The sequence below is a fragment of the Ferrimonas gelatinilytica genome (assembly GCF_039544205.1).
Lineage (GTDB): Bacteria > Pseudomonadota > Gammaproteobacteria > Enterobacterales > Shewanellaceae > Ferrimonas > Ferrimonas gelatinilytica.
This window is the reverse complement of record NZ_BAABLF010000006.1, coordinates 21,196-36,692: the sequence shown is the minus strand read 5'-3', so window position 1 is coordinate 36,692 and position 15,497 is coordinate 21,196. Positions and strand designations below refer to the sequence as shown.

Genomic DNA, 15,497 nt, shown 5'->3' with positions numbered 1-15,497 from the left:
CGAACCGGTAGCCTGCGACTGTAAAGACAAAACGTCAAATATTCCTTACAGGTTTACAGTTGCTATGAGTCCAGACAAGAAGCACAACAACTGGTGGTGGCACGCCCGGCCATAGCGGGGGTGCAATTTGCTGTACCTGATAGAAAAACAAAATTTTCTAAAACCCGCTCTCGACACTCGAAAGCGGGTTTTTTCGTTCAGTTAGGGGAACACCATGATCATCGTCCTGAAGCCTGGGGTCACCGAAGCGGATGCCCTGCAGTTAGTCCGCCAGATAGAAGCCACCGGGCTCAAGCCACTCTACCTGCCCGGCATCGAGCGCACCGTGCTGGGGGCAATCGGCGATGAGCGGGTGTTGCAGTCGCTGCAGCTTGAGCGGGACCCCCGGGTGGACGAGGTCAAACCCATCCTCTCCAAGTACAAGCTGGTCTCCCGGGAGCTCAACCCCATCGACAGCCACGTAATGCTCGGGAGCCATGCGGTCGGTGGCGAGCGCTTCACCGTGATCGCCGGTCCCTGCGGCGTCGAAAGCCCCGAACAGCTGATGGGCGTGGCGGAGATGGTCAAGGGTCAGGGTGTGGCCGCCCTGCGCGGCGGTGCCTTCAAGCCCCGTACCAGTCCCTACAGTTTCCAGGGCCTTGGCGAAGAGGGGCTGAAGCTGCTCAAAGAGGCCAAGCGTCGTACCGGGTTGCCCACCGTGTCCGAGGTGGTGGACGCCGCTGATGCCGAGTTGATGGCCGGCTACGTGGATGCCCTGCAGGTGGGGGCACGCAATATGCAAAATTTCCGCCTGCTGGAAGCGGTGGGCCAGTTGGGCCTGCCGGTAGTATTGAAGCGCGGCATGAGCGCCACTCTGGAGGAGCTGCTGCTGGCGGCGGAATACGTGGTCAATGCCGGCAACCCCAACGTGATCCTGTGCGAACGAGGGATCCGCACCTTCGAGACCGCCACCCGCAACACCCTGGATCTCAACGCCGTCGCCTACCTCAAGCGCAAAACCCACCTGCCGGTGCTGGTGGATCCCAGTCACGGCACCGGCGTGCGTGAACTGGTGGCTCCGCTGGCCTACGCCAGTGCCGCCGTCGGCGCCGATGGCATCATGGTGGAAACCCACCTAAACCCCGCCGAGGCACTCTCGGATGGCCACCAGGCACTGGACGCCAACGATTTCACTGCCCTAATGTCAGGGTTACGCCCCTTTGTTGAAGCTGCCGGAAAGCAACTGTGATGAACACCCTATCGGAACCGGGCCAGGCCCGCACCCTCACCACCTCGGTGCGTTACCACGACACACCCGCAGAGGTTTACCACACCCTGTGCCAGGCGCGCCCCCATACCCTGCTGCTGGAGTCCGCGGAGATCGACTCCAAGGAGGGGCTGAAGAGTCTGCTGCTGATCGATGCGGCGCTTAGCCTGCGCTGCGACGGCCGCACCGTCACCGCCACCGCACTCAGTGCCAATGGCGAAGGGGTACTGCCCTTCCTGGCCCGGCTGCTTGCCCCCTACCAGCCACAGCAGGATGGCAACGCCATCACCGTCACCCTGCCGGAGCCGGAGCCGGGGCTGGACGAGGACAGCCGCCTCAAGGCCCCCTCGCCGCTGACGGTCCTACGCCTGCTGCAGCAGGAGATCCAATCGGACGATGCCCTGCCGGAGTCGGTACTGCTGGCCGGCGCCTTTGCCTTTGACCTGGTGGCCAGCACCGAGCCGTTGCCGCAAGTGCGCGACGGCGCCAACAACTGCCCCGATTACCTCTTCTATCTGGCGGAAACCACCCTGGTGCTGGATCACCAGGCCCGCACCGCGCGACTGATCGGCACCGTCTTTGGGGGGGATCAGGCCCACCGGGTGATGAACGACAAGCGCGCCCGACTCGGCGCCCTGGCCGCCACCCTGCAGCAGCCGCTGATGCCGCTGCCAGTCTCAGAGCCCTCTGGGCAGGCAGTCTCGGTCAACCAAAGCGACGCCCAGTACTGCCAGCTGGTGCGCGATCTCAAGGAGCACGTAGTGGCGGGGGACATCTTCCAGGTGGTCCCGGCAAGGCGCTTCTCCCTGCCCTGCCCCGAGCCCCTGGCTGCCTATGGCCGCCTGCGGGTACAGAACCCGAGCCCCTACATGTTCTTCATGCAGGCGGAGGCCTTCGCCCTGTTCGGCGCCTCGCCGGAGAGCGCCATCAAGTACGAAGTGAGCACCAACCAGGTGGAGATCTACCCCATCGCCGGCACCCGCAAGCGGGGCAAGTTCGACGATGGCCGCATCGATCATGACCTGGACGGCCGCATCGAGCTGGGCCTGCGCCAGGACCAGAAGGAGCTCTCAGAGCACCTGATGCTGGTGGACCTGGCCCGCAACGACGTGGCCAGGATCGCCGAACCCGGTACCCGCCGGGTGGCAGACCTGCTCAAGGTGGACCGCTACAGCCACGTGATGCACCTGGTCTCCCGGGTGACCGGCCAGCTGCGGGCCGACCTGGACGCCCTGCACGCCTACCAGGCCTGTATGAACATGGGGACCCTGACCGGCGCGCCCAAGGTGCGCGCGGCACAGCTGCTGCGCCAGGCCGAAGGGGAGCGACGGGGCAGCTACGGCGGCGCCGTTGGTTACCTCAATGGCCGCGGAGATCTGGACACCTGCATCGTGATCCGCTCTGCGCTGGTGAACGACGGCATCGCCCACGTCCAGGCCGGTGCCGGTGTGGTGTTCGACTCCGACCCGCAGTCCGAAGCGGACGAAACCCGAAACAAGGCCCAGGCGGTCCTGCGCGCCATCGGAGGTGGCCAATGATCCCAGTCACCCTTCTGGATAACTTCGACTCCTTTACCTGGAACCTGGTGGACCAGTTCCGCCGTCTCGGCCACCCCGTCACCGTCTACCGCAACGACATCGATGCGGACACCCTGGCCCAGCGATTGCTGGCCGAACCCGAGCCCGGCGTACTGGTGCTCTCCCCCGGCCCCGGCGCCCCTCACGAGGCGGGATGCCTGATGGACCTGCTGGCCAACCTGGCGGGGAAACTGCCGATCCTCGGGATCTGCCTCGGCCATCAGGCGTTGATTGAACACTACGGCGGCAAAGTGGGTCGGGCTCCCCAGGTGATGCACGGCAAAGCCAGCGCTATGGAGCACGATGGCGGCCCGCTCTTTGCCGGCCTGCCCAATCCGCTGACCATCGCCCGCTACCACTCCCTGGTGGGGCTGGAACTGCCCAGCTGCCTGGTGGTGCCCGCCAGCGTCGATGGCCTGGCGATGGCGGTGGTCCATCCTCAGGATCGCGCCGTCGGCTACCAGTTCCATCCCGAATCCATTCTCACCGAGCACGGCGCCGCCCTGCTGAGCCAGACCCTCGAACTGCTGACCAAGGAAACCCCGTTATGCTGAGTCCCACCCAGACCCTGATCGCCCAACTGCTCGACGGGCGCCCACTGAGCCGAGACCAGGCAAGCGCGCTGTTCAAAGAGGTGGTGAACGGCCAGATCACCGATGTGGAGCTGGCCACCGCCCTGACCGCCATGAAGGTGCGCGGCGAAACCATCGAGGAGATCACCGGCGCGGCGGACGCGCTGCGCAGCGCCGCCAAGCCCTATCCGCGCCCGCAGGGGAACCTGGTGGACATCGTCGGCACCGGCGGCGATGGCGCCAACACCTTCAACATCTCCACCACCGCCACCTTCGTAGCCGCTGCTGCCGGCGCCCGGGTGGCCAAACATGGCAGCCGCAGTGTCTCCTCCCTCTCCGGGGCGTCGGACCTGCTCAGCCAGTTCGGCATCAACCTGACCATGACGCCCGAGCGCAGCGCCCAGTGCCTGACCGATCTCGGGGTCACCTTCCTGTTTGCCCCCTTCTACCACGGTGGCATGAGACACGCCGCCTCGGTCCGGGCACAGCTGAAGAGCCGTACTCTGTTTAACCTGCTCGGGCCGCTGATCAACCCCGCACGCCCCAACCAGATGCTGCTGGGGGTCTACGATGCGTCTCTGGTGCGGCCCATTGCCGAAGTGCTCAAGGGACTTGGGATCGAGCGCGCCCTGGTGGTGCACGGCGATGGCCTCGATGAACTGGCCATCCACGGCGACAGCCTGGTGGTGGAGCTCGATCACGGCGAGCTGACCGAACGGGTGATCACCCCGGAGGAGCTGGGGGTGCAACGCTACGACCTGGCCGCCATCCAGGGTGGCGACCCCGCCGAGAACCGGGCGATCAGCGAGCGGCTGCTCAGCGGCGGTGGCAGCGAGGCCCAGCGCGCCGCCGTGGCGGTCAACGCCGGGGCCGCCCTCTACCTGGCCGGCAAGGCGGACAGCCTCAAGGCGGGCACCGCCCTGGCGCTGGCCACCATGGACGCCGGCACCCCGATGCGCCTGATCCAGCGCTTTGCCAAGGAGAGCCAGGAATGAGCAAATCCCAAAAGACCCCGGCAGGTGCCAGCGGCAAAGGCAGCACCCGCTACGGTTTCGACATGCGCCGCCTGCGCCAGACCGGGACAGTGCTGGATCAGATCGTGGCCACCAAGCCCGCCCAGATCCAGGCACTCTCGAAACGCTACGGCGACCTGCTGGAGACGCGGGCTCCGGCTTCAGACCGCAGTCTCTTTGACGCCCTCAAGCAGGGCCCGACCGGTTTCCTGCTGGAGTGCAAAAAAGCCAGCCCCTCCAAAGGGCTGATCCGGCCCAACTTCGATCCCGTTGCCATCGCCAGGGTGTACGACAACTACGCCGCGGGGATCTCCGTCCTCACCGACGAGCAGTTTTTCCAGGGCGATTTCGAGTATCTCAAGGCAGTACGCGATGCGGTGTCGGTGCCGGTATTGTGCAAGGACTTCATCATCGATGTGCGCCAGCTGCGTCTGGCCCGACACCTCGGCGCCGACGCCGCCCTGCTGATGCTGTCGGTGCTGGAGGATGAGCACTACACGGAGCTGGCAAAAGAGGCCAAGATCCTGGGGCTGGATATCCTCACCGAGGTCAGCAACGAGGCGGAGATGCAGCGGGCACTGGCGCTGGATGCCCGCATCATCGGCATCAACAACCGTAACCTGAGGGATCTTTCGGTCGATCTGGCCACCACCGAGCGCCTGGCCGGACAGGTGCCGGAGGACCGGGTGGTGATCAGTGAGTCCGGGATCAACCATCATGCCGAGGTCCGCCGACTGGCCCCCCACGCCGATGCGTTCCTGGTGGGCTCAAGCCTCACCGAGCAGGCCAATGTGGACCTGGCCTGCCGCCAGCTGATCTTCGGCCCGGTCAAGGTGTGTGGCCTGACCCGTCCGGAAGATGCCGCCACCGTCGCCGCCTGCGGAGCCAGCTACGGCGGCCTCATCTTCGCACCGGGTTCCCCCCGCTGCGTCACCCTGGAGCAGGCCCGGTCGATCCGAGAGGCCGCGTCCCTCAACTTCGTCGGGGTGTTTGTGGATCAGCCCATCGACAAGATCGCCACCCTGGCCCGGGCGCTGGCGCTTCATGCGGTACAGCTGCACGGCAACGAGAGTGAGGCCGATATTCAGGCCCTGCGTGAGGCGCTGGCCAGCAATGACGCCCCCTGCCGCATCATCAAGGCGGTGAGGCCGGACGGTTCCAATGATGTGGGCAACGCCGACCGGCGCCTGTTCGACGCCGCCCGTGGCGAACGCTTCGGGGGCACCGGCACGGCCTTTGACTGGAAAACCATCGGTGACGCACGCCGGGACGCCTTCCTCGCCGGAGGACTGGGCCCGGATAACATCAACGCCGCCGCCCATGCCGGTTTCTACGGCCTGGATCTCAACAGCGGGGTGGAATCGACACCCGGGGTCAAAGATCCGATCAAAATCGCTGATTGTTTGACCCAGATCCGACAATATTGAACTCATTACCCAAGAAGAGAACGACCATGAGCATCCTCAACCCCTACTTCGGCGAGTTCGGTGGCCAGTTTGTACCTCAGATCCTGATGCCCGCCCTGGATCAGCTGGAGCAGGCGTTTCTCGACGCCCAGCAGGACCCGGAGTTCCAGCGTGAACTGACCGACCTGCTGAAAAATTACGCCGGCCGCCCCACCGCCCTCACCCTCACCCGCAACTTCAGCCCCAACCCCAAGGTGAAGATCTACCTCAAGCGGGAGGATCTGCTTCACGGCGGTGCCCACAAGACCAACCAGGTACTGGGCCAGGCCCTGCTGACCAAGCGGATGGGCAAGAGCGAGGTGATCGCCGAAACCGGTGCCGGTCAGCATGGGGTCGCCTCCGCCCTCGCCTGCGCCCTGTTGGGCCTCAAGTGCAAGGTGTACATGGGCGCCAAGGATGTGGAGCGCCAGAGCCCCAACGTTTTTCGCATGCGGCTGATGGGGGCCGAGGTGATCCCGGTCCACAGCGGCTCCGCCACCCTCAAGGATGCCTGCAACGAGGCACTGCGGGACTGGAGTGCCAACTACGACAAGGCGCACTACCTGTTGGGAACGGCAGCGGGCCCCCACCCATTCCCCACCATAGTACGGGAGTTCCAGCGGATGATCGGCGAGGAGACCAAGCAGCAGCTGCTGGAGCGGGAGGGACGCCTGCCGGATGCGGTGATCGCCTGTGTCGGTGGTGGCTCCAACGCCATCGGCATGTTTGCCGACTTTATCGATGAACCCAGCGTCAAGCTTATCGGGGTAGAGCCCGCCGGCCACGGTATCGACAGCGGTGAGCATGGCGCCCCCCTGGCCCACGGTAAGACCGGGATCTTCTTCGGCATGAAAGCACCCCTGATGCAAAACCCCGATGGCCAGATCGAGGAGTCCTACTCCGTCTCCGCCGGGCTGGACTTCCCCTCGGTGGGGCCGCAACACGCCCACCTCTTCGCCACCGGGCGGGCACAGTACCCCTCCATTACCGATGATGAAGCCCTGGAGGCCTTCCAGCTGCTGGCCCGCAGCGAGGGGATCATCCCGGCACTGGAGTCGGCCCACGCCCTGGCGTACGCCCACAAGATGGCCGAAGAGGCCACCGAGGAGACCCTGCTGGTGGTCAACCTCTCTGGCCGCGGCGACAAAGATATCTTTACCGTTTACGACATCCTGGAGAAGGGGGGCAAGCTGTGAGCCGTTACTCTCAACTGTTTTCACAACTGAAGCAGCGCGCCGAAGGCGCCTTCGTCCCCTTCGTCACCCTGGGAGATCCCAACCCGGCCGAGAGCCTGGCGGTGATCGATGCCCTGGTGGCCGGCGGCGCCGATGCCCTGGAGCTCGGCTTCCCCTTCTCCGATCCCTCCGCCGACGGCCCCACCATCCAGGATGCCAACATCCGGGCACTGGAGTCGGGTACCACTCCGGAGCACTGTTTCGAGATCCTCGCCGCGGTGCGGGCCAAGTACCCTGACCTGCCCATCGGACTGCTGGTTTACGCCAACCTGGTCTATTCACCGGGCCTGGATGCCTTCTACGCCCGCTGCGCCGAGGTAGGCGTCGATTCCGTCCTGGTGGCTGACGTGCCTGTGCAGGAGTCGGCGGAGTTTGCCGCCGCCGCCCGAGGCCAGGGTATCGCCCCCATCTTTATCGCCCCACCCAATGCCGACGAAGCCACCCTCAAGGCGGTCTCGGAAGCGGGGGAGGGATACACCTACCTACTCTCCCGGGCCGGCGTTACCGGTACAGAAACCGCTGCGGGCATGCCCATCGACCATCTGCTGGAAGGCCTGCAACGCTATGGCGCACCGCCGGCGGTGCTGGGTTTTGGCATCGCGGAACCGGAGCAGGTGAAAGCGGCGATCAGCGCAGGTGCCGCCGGAGTGATCAGCGGTTCAGCCGTGGTTAAGATCCTTGCGGGTAATCTTGATGACAGTGACCGGCGGGACCGGTTGCTTAGCGAGTTTTGTCAACGCATGAAGCGTGCTACACGCTGATTGAACCCTCAGGCCTGCAAGCCTTTTTGCCGCTTCTGTGCATCGCAGAAGCGGCTTTTTTTTTGCCCAATCTCCTGCCGGACAACACCGACTGAAAAATGCCCCTGTGGGGCAGCGACGCCTTAATGCTCCCGGATCCGCGTAATCGACCACCTGACAGGGGCGATGCGCTTGGGTAGACTGTCCCACAGCCCTGCCAAACCGGCAGCTTACGTTGTGAACCCTGGATCTGACATGAAACAACTGCTCGACTTCCTGCCACTGCTGGTGTTTTTCGCCGTCTACAAGTTTTACGGCATCATCCCCGCCACCGGTGCCATCGTGATCGCTTCCGCGGTCCAAACCGGCCTGATGTACGCCCTTTACCGCAAGGTGGAGAAGATGCATCTGGTAACCTTTGGCCTGCTGCTGGTGTTTGGCGGACTCACCATCGCTTTCAATGACGATGCCTTTATTAAGTGGAAAGTCTCCATCGTCTACGCCCTGTTTGCGGCGGCACTGCTGATCAGCCAATGGATGGGAAAACCAGCCATGAAAGCGATGCTGGGCAAAGAGATCACCCTTCCAGACGCCATCTGGGCGCGCATCGGCTACGCCTGGTCCGCCTTTTTCCTGGGCTGTGCTGGCCTCAACTGGTACGTGGCCTTCCACCTGTCACAGGAGACTTGGGTGACCTTCAAGGTGTTCTACCTGATGGGAATGACCTTTGGTTTCCTGGTTCTCACCATCCTCTACCTCTACCGCCACCTGCCCAAAGAGTCTGACGACGACAAAGCCGCCTGACTCGAGGTCGAAACAGCGCCCCCAAAGGGCGCTGTTTCGCTCCTGCCCTCTCGCCCGCCCCCCGAGACCCTGCCTTTACCCCCGCAGTTTGCCCCTGACTTCAAGGCATAAAAATGAGTTTGTGATCCACCGCATGTTCACCACAGCAAAAAGCGTGGGCAGCTCTAAAGAACTGAGCATTGCTCACATTTTGACCTGATCGGCGGTAGTTTACAGGTGACTTTATCTCTATAGTGATCCGACAAAATTGGACTGACCAACTGCCCAGGTGGTAGTCCGAGCCTGCCGTAAAGCCCCCCTGAGGGCATAGCAAAGAGAGATAAGATGAATCGAGCCATCAAAATTCTGATCGCCGGGGTCTGCATCAACCTGTGTCTGGGGGTTCTCTATACCTGGAGTGTTTTCAGTCAGGCGCTTGTCAGCGACATGGGCTGGTCCAATACCGATGCTGGCATGCCCTACACCGTCTCAATCGTGGTCTTTGCCATTGCACTCTTGATCTCCGGTATCCTTCAGGATCGTTGGGGCCCGCGCCCCATGGCGGTGCTGGGCACCGCGCTGACCGGCGTCGGCATGGTTGGCTCCGCCTTTGCCACCACGCCCTCCATGCTGGTGCTGACCTTCGGCATCATCACCGGCGCAGGGATCGGTTTCGCTTTTGCTTGCCTGGCGCCCACCGCCATGAAGTGGTTTCCCCCCTCACGTAAAGGGTTGGTCAGTGGGATCATCGCCGCCGGTTTCGGCGTGGCGCCGCTCTATCTGGCCCCCACCACCACGGCGTTGATCAGCCAGTTTGGGATCAACCAGGCATTTCTCTATCTCGGCATCGGCGTGCTCGTCATCGCGCTGCCCATGGCCTTTACCATCGTCACGCCGCCGACAAGCCCGTCCAGCCAAACAACGACGGTGAACCAGGGCGCCGCTGCGGATACCTCAGACTTCACCTGGCGTGAGATGATCCGTACCCCTCAGTTCTACATGATGTGGGGCTTGTTTGCCCTGGGCTCCTCCGCCGGCCTGATGCTGATCGGCAACATCACCAGCATCGCCTTAGTGCAGGGTGGCGTCGAAGATGGTGCCCTACTGGTCGCGACTCTTGCGGTATTCAATACCCTCGGCCGCATCGTTATGGGGATGCTTTCCGATAAGATCGGTCGGATCCAGACGCTGTGGATCGTACTGCTGCTGCAGGGTCTGAACATGGTGCTGTTCCCGATCTTTACCACCGAGTTGGGTTTCCTCATCGGTGCTGCGCTGGCGGGTATCGCTTACGGGGGGCTGCTGTCCGTCGTCCCGAGCCTGACCGCCGACTTCTACGGCCTGAATAACTACGGCACCAACTATGGGGTGCTCTATACCGCCTGGGGCGTTGCCGGCTTCATGGGACCGGTCCTGGCCAACGAGGTGGTCGACCATACGGGATCCTTCGGTGTCGCCTATCTGGTATCAGCGGTGACCCTGGGGGTCGCCGTGGCCTTGGCTTTGATGCTCAAACCGGTCCGCAAGAAGGCTACCGCTCCCTCAGGAGAGCTCCTCACTGCCTAGACAAACCATGCCCTGGCGGATTTCTAAACATCCGCCAGGGCATTTGCCCTCATCGACCCCTTCTTTGCTCACCGCCTCTGCGACGAATAGCGCATATCACCCTTTCAAACCGGCGGAACGACCCCACCCTGCGTGATCGGGGTCACACCTGCCATCGGAAAAACAGGGGTATCCCATCAGAACTGCGCACTGGTTAACATTTGACCATTTCGCTTCTGGTCTCCCTGCGCATTTGCCTCTATAGTACGCCGCCAACAAATTGGACTGACCAAGTTACCAAGGTTGCGTCCGAGAATGTCCCAGTTCCTGCCCGGGCGAATGCCTGGGCCTAGCGAAGAGAAGCAAGATGAATCGAGCCGTAAAGATCCTGGTTGCCGGGGTATGCATCAACCTGTGTATGGGCGTGCTGTACGCCTGGAGTGTATTCAGCAAGGCTCTGGTCAGCGAACTGGGCTGGTCCCACGCCGATGCGGGTATGCCCTACACCGTCTCCATCGTGGTCTTTGCCGCCTCCCTGCTGGTTTCCGGTGTCCTGCAAGATCGGATGGGACCGCGCCGTATGGTGATCCTGGGCTCCACCCTGGTAGGCCTGGGTCTGATCACCTCCTCCTTTGTCACCTCCCCCGTCGCCCTGCTGCTGAGCTTCGGCGTGCTGGTGGGTTCTGGCATCGGCTTCGCCTACGCCTGCCTGACGCCGGCGGCCATGAAGTGGTTCCACTCCTCGAAAAAAGGGATGGTCAGTGGCCTGATCGCCGGCGGTTTCGGCATGGCCCCGCTTTACCTGGCCCCCACCACCACGGCGCTGATCGCCGAGTTCGGCCTGTTTAACGCCTTCTTCGTGCTGGGCGTGGGCGTGCTGCTGATCGCTCTGCCGCTCTCCTTCACCATCGTTAACCCGCCCAAGGGCTACACGCCGGCGGCTCCCGCAGGACTCAAGGTGTCCGATAAGGCCAGTACTGGTGTGGATTTCAGCTGGCGTGAGATGATGAAAACCAAGCAGTTCTACATGCTGTGGGTAATGTTTGCCCTCTCCTCCTCCGCCGGCCTGATGTTGATCGGCAACATCACCAGCATCGCTGCGGTTCAGGGTAATCTCCATAACGCCGCCTTCCTGGTCAGCGCCCTGGCGGTGTTCAACACCTTCGGCCGCATCGGCATGGGGATGCTGTCCGATAAACTGGGCCGCATCCGGACCCTGCTGATGGTGTTCCTGCTCCAGGGCCTGAACATGATCCTGTTCCCGATGTTCACCACCGAGCTGGGCTTCATCATCGGTGCCGCCCTGGCGGGCATCGGCTACGGTGCACTGCTGGCGGTATTCCCGACCATCACCGCGGACTACTACGGCCTGAAAAACTACGGCTCCAACTTCGGCGTCCTGTACACCGCCTGGGGTGTCTCCGGCTTCATGGGTCCGGTGATGGCGACCCTGGTCGTGGATGCCACCGGCTCCTACGCCATCGCCTACACCGTCTCTGCCATCGGCCTGGCCATCGCCGCCGTCCTGGCACTGGTTATCAAGCCGGTCGGTGCCGAGACCAAATCGCTTGAGGGCGATACCGCTACCGCCTAACTAAGCGCCCTCTCTCAAAATTAAGCCGACGCTCCTGCGTCGGCTTTTTTTTGCGTTAAAAGCCGTGGTAACGTGCTGTCCCCTCATACCAAGAAAACAGGAATTCAATCATGTGGTATATGATCTGCTCCACCGACGTCGACAACAGCCTGCCAATGCGTAAAACCACTCGCCCGGCGCACCTGGCCCGCCTGCAGGCGCTGCAAGATGAAGGCCGCCTGTTGACCGCAGGCCCACTGCCGGCCATCGACAGCGAAGACCCTGCCGACGCCGGCTTTACCGGCTCCCTGGTGGTTGCCCAGTTCGACTCCCTGGAAGCGGCCCAGGCCTGGGCGGATGCCGATCCCTACATCGATGCCGGTGTCTACGCCCACTCCGTGGTCAAACCCTTTAAGCGCGTATTCTGATATCGATGAAGTTTGTTTCGTTTAACATCAATGGACTGCGTGCGCGGCTGCATCAACTCGAAGCGCTGATCGATAAGCATCAACCGGATGTGATCGGCCTTCAGGAGACCAAGGTGGACAACGCCCAGTTTCCTGCCGAAGCCGTGGAGGCGATGGGATACCACGTCGTCTATCACGGGCAGAAGGGACACTATGGCGTGGCGATGTTAACCAAGCAGGCGCCCTTATCGGTGCAGTACGGTTTCCCCAGCGACAGCGAAGAAGCCCAGCGACGGATGATCATGGTGACCCTAAGCGACTCCAAGGGAGCGCCCATCCATGTGCTCAACGGTTACTTTCCCCAAGGGGAAAACATCGCACACGAAACCAAGTTTCCCGCCAAGCGTGCCTTCTATGCCGACCTGATGACCTTCCTCGAGGGGCATCACAGCCAAGATGAGCAACTGGTGGTGATGGGCGACATCAACATCAGTCCGACGGACCTGGATATCGGTATCGGTGAGGCCAACGCGAAACGCTGGTTGCGCACCGGTAAATGCTCGTTCCAACCGGAGGAGCGGGAATGGCTGCAGCGTCTGCTGGACTGGGGCCTGACCGACAGCTTCCGCCATCTCCACCCGGCTGTCAGTGATCGCTTCAGTTGGTTCGACTACCGCTCGAAGGGGTTTGATGACAACCGTGGCCTGCGCATCGATGTGATCCTGACCTCCACCGCCCTGACCGAGCGGCTGGTGGACAGCGGCGTTGACTACGAGTTAAGGGGTATCGAAAAGCCGTCGGATCACGCCCCTATCTGGACACAGATCCGCTGATCAACAGGCTCCCGACCTTCCCGGGGGCCTGTTTCCCGACGCCGCATCTTCCCCACAGGTTCAACGCCGCGACACCTCCCCCCGTAAGCTCATCCGCAATCGCCCAACAACAAGACAACATCTCGAAAACAACTCGTTGGAAACATGATCTCGGCATCCATTTCCATCCGCACAGTGTGCGCCAGATCTCATTTTCACCCGCTCTCGCTGGCATGACCTAGCCACTACTGATATCAATGAAGCCGCACATGAGAGGGAGTGCTGGCGGTAGCTTTTTCCGCTGGGCTTTCCACGCATAATAATGACAAGCCCTGTTGAGCAGAGGAAAAATAGAACAATGAGTCAAGCTCAATTAAATAAGATCATGGAGTGTGTTGAAATTTTCCGTGAGGTGTACAGCGAGATCCCGCCCCAGACCTGCCTGATGTTTATGCAGGTCTGCCAAGAGGAAGGCTGTTCCATCAAGGAGCTTCAGGAGCGTTTCGAGATGTCCCAGGCCAGTGCCAGCCGCAACGCCCGCCTGCTTTCCGAGCGCGTGCACTCCGGTCGTAACGGCCTGGGCCTGGTTGAGCTGCGTGTCGACGAGCAGGACTACCGCATCAAGCGCGCCTTCCTGACCGAACGTGGCCGAGAGATCCGCGACCGCCTGGCGGGGATCCTGCACTAAACAGGAACGAGGCAGGCCAAACACCGTGCCCTGACCTCCTCCCAATTAAAAAAAGGCTGCTCATTGAGCAGCCTTTTTTTGTCTTCAACAACAGGGTTTCGCCCCCTCTATCCAAGTCAGCGCCCGTCTCCCAGGTCACTGACCGCGATGGAAGCGGTTTGCCAGCACGAAAGCGAGCCCGGAGAGCAGTAACGCCGGCACCACCGGATGTAGCCCAAAGGGCCTTTCCCCAGTAACTGTCCAGTAGAGGAAGCCGCCCGCACCCACCAGCATCGCGCTGATGGCACCGGTGGCATTGGCTTTAGGCCAGAACAAGCCGAGGAGCAGTGGCCAGAGAAACACCACCTGCAACACACCAAAGGCGGTGAGGTTGAGCCAGACGATCATCTCCGGCGGATCCAGCGCCAAAGCACCGCACCCCAGCGCCAGGCTGGTCATGATCCCGTAGCTCAGCCAAGCCTGTGACCGCTGCGAAAGGGGCTGAGGACGGTGTCTGAGGATCAGATCCTTAACCAGAGTCGAGCCGGTTTGCAGCAGCATCGAGTCTACTGAAGACATGATCGCCGCCATCGGGGCCGCCAGCAGCAAACCAGCCACCATGGGAGGAAACAGGGTAACCATCAGGGTCGGTAGGACATCATCGGGGCTGGCCAGGGGGGGCAGCACTGCCCGGGCCAGCACCCCGCTGAGGTGCGGCAGCAGTATCACCACGGCGGAAACCGCGGTACTGAGGATCATCGCCTGTTTCAACGCCCGGCCATCCTTAACGGCCATCGCCCGCAGGGCGGTGTGGGGCAGGCCAAGGGTTCCCACACCCACCAGAACCCAGAACGACAACAGAAAGGGCCAGGAGAGAAACTGGTTCGGCCCTTGGGGGTGCAGCAGGGCCGGTTCCTCCCTCACCAGTGCCTCTACCATCGCCGGTATCCCGCCGCCATGCAGCAGCAGGCCAACAAAGAGAGCTACCATGCCAAATATCATCACCAATCCCTGCAGGGCATCGGTGTAGCTCACCGCACGGAATCCCCCCCAGAGGGTGTAGATCATGACGGTCACCACAAAGAGCGCCAGCGCCACGCCATAGTCGACGCCGGTCATCACCGACAGCAGCCTGGCGCCCCCAGTAAACTGCACCACCACCATGCCGATGAACGCCCCGATCAGGCTCAGTGCGGCGATCCAGAGCAGCAAAGGGCTCTGGTACCGCTCCTGGAAAATATCGAGGATGGTCACCGCGTTATGCTTCTTCGCCAGCAGCCAGATCTTGGGTCCCACCACCCCCAGGGTCAGCATCGCCACCGGCACCTGGATCATCGCCAGCAGAACCCAACCCAGGCCGAACTTGTAGGCGGCGCCCGGGCCGCCAATAAAGGAGGACGCACTGGTATAGGTGGTCACCAGTGCCAGGGCCAGCAGTGTCCCCCCCATGAACTGGCCGCCAAGGAAGTACTGCTTACTGAACTCCTCCCCGCCACCGCTGCGGCGGGCCGCCAAGCGGGAGACGACGAGAGTGACCGCCAGGTAGGCCAGAATGGGCAGTAACAGTGACCACTCAGTCATCGTCCTTTCCCCGCAACCAGAGCCCCACCAACACACTGAGCAGCAGCGGCGCCGCCACACAGGAGCTCCAGAACCACAGGGGCAGTCCCCACCAGCCCATTGCCTGGCTAAACCACAAGGGCCCCGCCAACCAGAGAATGAAGTAGCCCAGGGTAAACGCGACCGCCCCCTGTGCCAGGCCTTTGACATCGATCTTCTGCATGCGACTCCAACGGTTAGGAATATTGACTGGCGCTCAGAGAAAGCGGGCAATGATAGGTAATGATAGCGGGCAAGCCAAGAGCGCAACGCGACTCAATAC

At 62.4% G+C, this 15,497-nt stretch carries 15 protein-coding genes; 13 read left to right on the top strand and 2 right to left on the bottom strand.

The genetic code is table 11. From position 1 onward, the window contains the following. Positions 1–214 precede the first annotated feature (214 nt). From aroF to ABD997_RS05080, 13 genes are all read left to right on the top strand, one after another. The gene (gene aroF / locus ABD997_RS05140; protein WP_345315940.1) at positions 215–1,228 is read left to right on the top strand and encodes a 3-deoxy-7-phosphoheptulonate synthase; all 1,014 of its coding nucleotides are present in this window, start codon (positions 215–217) and stop codon (positions 1,226–1,228) included. Then, positions 1,228–2,784 carry an anthranilate synthase component 1 gene (locus ABD997_RS05135; protein WP_345315939.1) on the top strand — a complete coding sequence of 519 codons (1,557 nt, stop codon included), beginning with the start codon at positions 1,228–1,230 and terminating at the stop codon, positions 2,782–2,784. Before aroF ends, ABD997_RS05135 begins: the two co-directional genes overlap by 1 nt. Next, complete coding sequence (locus ABD997_RS05130) at positions 2,784–3,377, top strand: aminodeoxychorismate/anthranilate synthase component II (protein WP_345316238.1); 594 nt, start codon at positions 2,784–2,786, stop codon at positions 3,375–3,377. The genes ABD997_RS05135 and ABD997_RS05130 overlap by 1 nt, the downstream gene beginning before the upstream one ends. Further along, positions 3,371–4,390 (top strand): anthranilate phosphoribosyltransferase, encoded by a 1,020-nt coding sequence (gene trpD / locus ABD997_RS05125; protein ID WP_345315938.1) that lies wholly within the window; start codon positions 3,371–3,373, stop codon positions 4,388–4,390. The genes ABD997_RS05130 and trpD overlap by 7 nt, the downstream gene beginning before the upstream one ends. Beyond that, positions 4,387–5,835: a bifunctional indole-3-glycerol-phosphate synthase TrpC/phosphoribosylanthranilate isomerase TrpF gene (gene trpCF, locus ABD997_RS05120; RefSeq protein WP_345315937.1), complete on the top strand. Its 1,449-nt coding sequence runs from the start codon at positions 4,387–4,389 to the stop codon at positions 5,833–5,835. Before trpD ends, trpCF begins: the two co-directional genes overlap by 4 nt. A 26-nt stretch (positions 5,836–5,861) precedes the next feature. After that, on the top strand, positions 5,862–7,049 hold the full coding sequence (trpB, locus tag ABD997_RS05115; protein WP_345315936.1) for a tryptophan synthase subunit beta: 1,188 nt from the start codon (positions 5,862–5,864) through the stop codon (positions 7,047–7,049). Continuing rightward, entirely contained in the window at positions 7,046–7,849 is an 804-nt protein-coding gene (gene trpA, locus ABD997_RS05110) for a tryptophan synthase subunit alpha (RefSeq protein ID WP_345315935.1), read from the top strand. The genes trpB and trpA overlap by 4 nt, the downstream gene beginning before the upstream one ends. 234 nt (positions 7,850–8,083) lie before the next feature. Then, positions 8,084–8,632 carry a septation protein A gene (locus tag ABD997_RS05105; protein WP_345315934.1) on the top strand — a complete coding sequence of 183 codons (549 nt, stop codon included), beginning with the start codon at positions 8,084–8,086 and terminating at the stop codon, positions 8,630–8,632. Positions 8,633–8,956: 324 nt separating this feature from the next. Then, positions 8,957–10,177, top strand: a complete 1,221-nt coding sequence (locus ABD997_RS05100; protein WP_345315933.1) for an L-lactate MFS transporter — start codon at positions 8,957–8,959, stop codon at positions 10,175–10,177. Positions 10,178–10,523: 346 nt separating this feature from the next. Next, positions 10,524–11,750, top strand: coding sequence for an L-lactate MFS transporter (locus ABD997_RS05095; RefSeq protein ID WP_345315932.1), 1,227 nt, complete (start codon positions 10,524–10,526; stop codon positions 11,748–11,750). A gap of 110 nt (positions 11,751–11,860) precedes the next feature. Beyond that, positions 11,861–12,157 (top strand): YciI family protein, encoded by a 297-nt coding sequence (locus ABD997_RS05090; RefSeq protein WP_345315931.1) that lies wholly within the window; start codon positions 11,861–11,863, stop codon positions 12,155–12,157. A 5-nt stretch (positions 12,158–12,162) separates the two neighbouring features. Further along, positions 12,163–12,969: an exodeoxyribonuclease III gene (gene xthA, locus ABD997_RS05085; RefSeq protein ID WP_345315930.1), complete on the top strand. Its 807-nt coding sequence runs from the start codon at positions 12,163–12,165 to the stop codon at positions 12,967–12,969. A gap of 337 nt (positions 12,970–13,306) precedes the next feature. Next, positions 13,307–13,636 (top strand): hypothetical protein, encoded by a 330-nt coding sequence (locus tag ABD997_RS05080; RefSeq protein WP_345315929.1) that lies wholly within the window; start codon positions 13,307–13,309, stop codon positions 13,634–13,636. Between the two features lie 135 nt (positions 13,637–13,771). Here ABD997_RS05080 and panF read toward each other — a convergent pair whose 3' ends face one another. Continuing rightward, positions 13,772–15,196: a sodium/pantothenate symporter gene (gene panF, locus ABD997_RS05075; protein ID WP_345315928.1), complete on the bottom strand. Its 1,425-nt coding sequence runs from the start codon at positions 15,194–15,196 to the stop codon at positions 13,772–13,774. Further along, the gene (locus tag ABD997_RS05070) at positions 15,189–15,398 is read right to left on the bottom strand and encodes a YhdT family protein (protein ID WP_345315927.1); all 210 of its coding nucleotides are present in this window, start codon (positions 15,396–15,398) and stop codon (positions 15,189–15,191) included. The genes panF and ABD997_RS05070 overlap by 8 nt, the downstream gene beginning before the upstream one ends. Positions 15,399–15,497 lie beyond the last annotated feature (99 nt).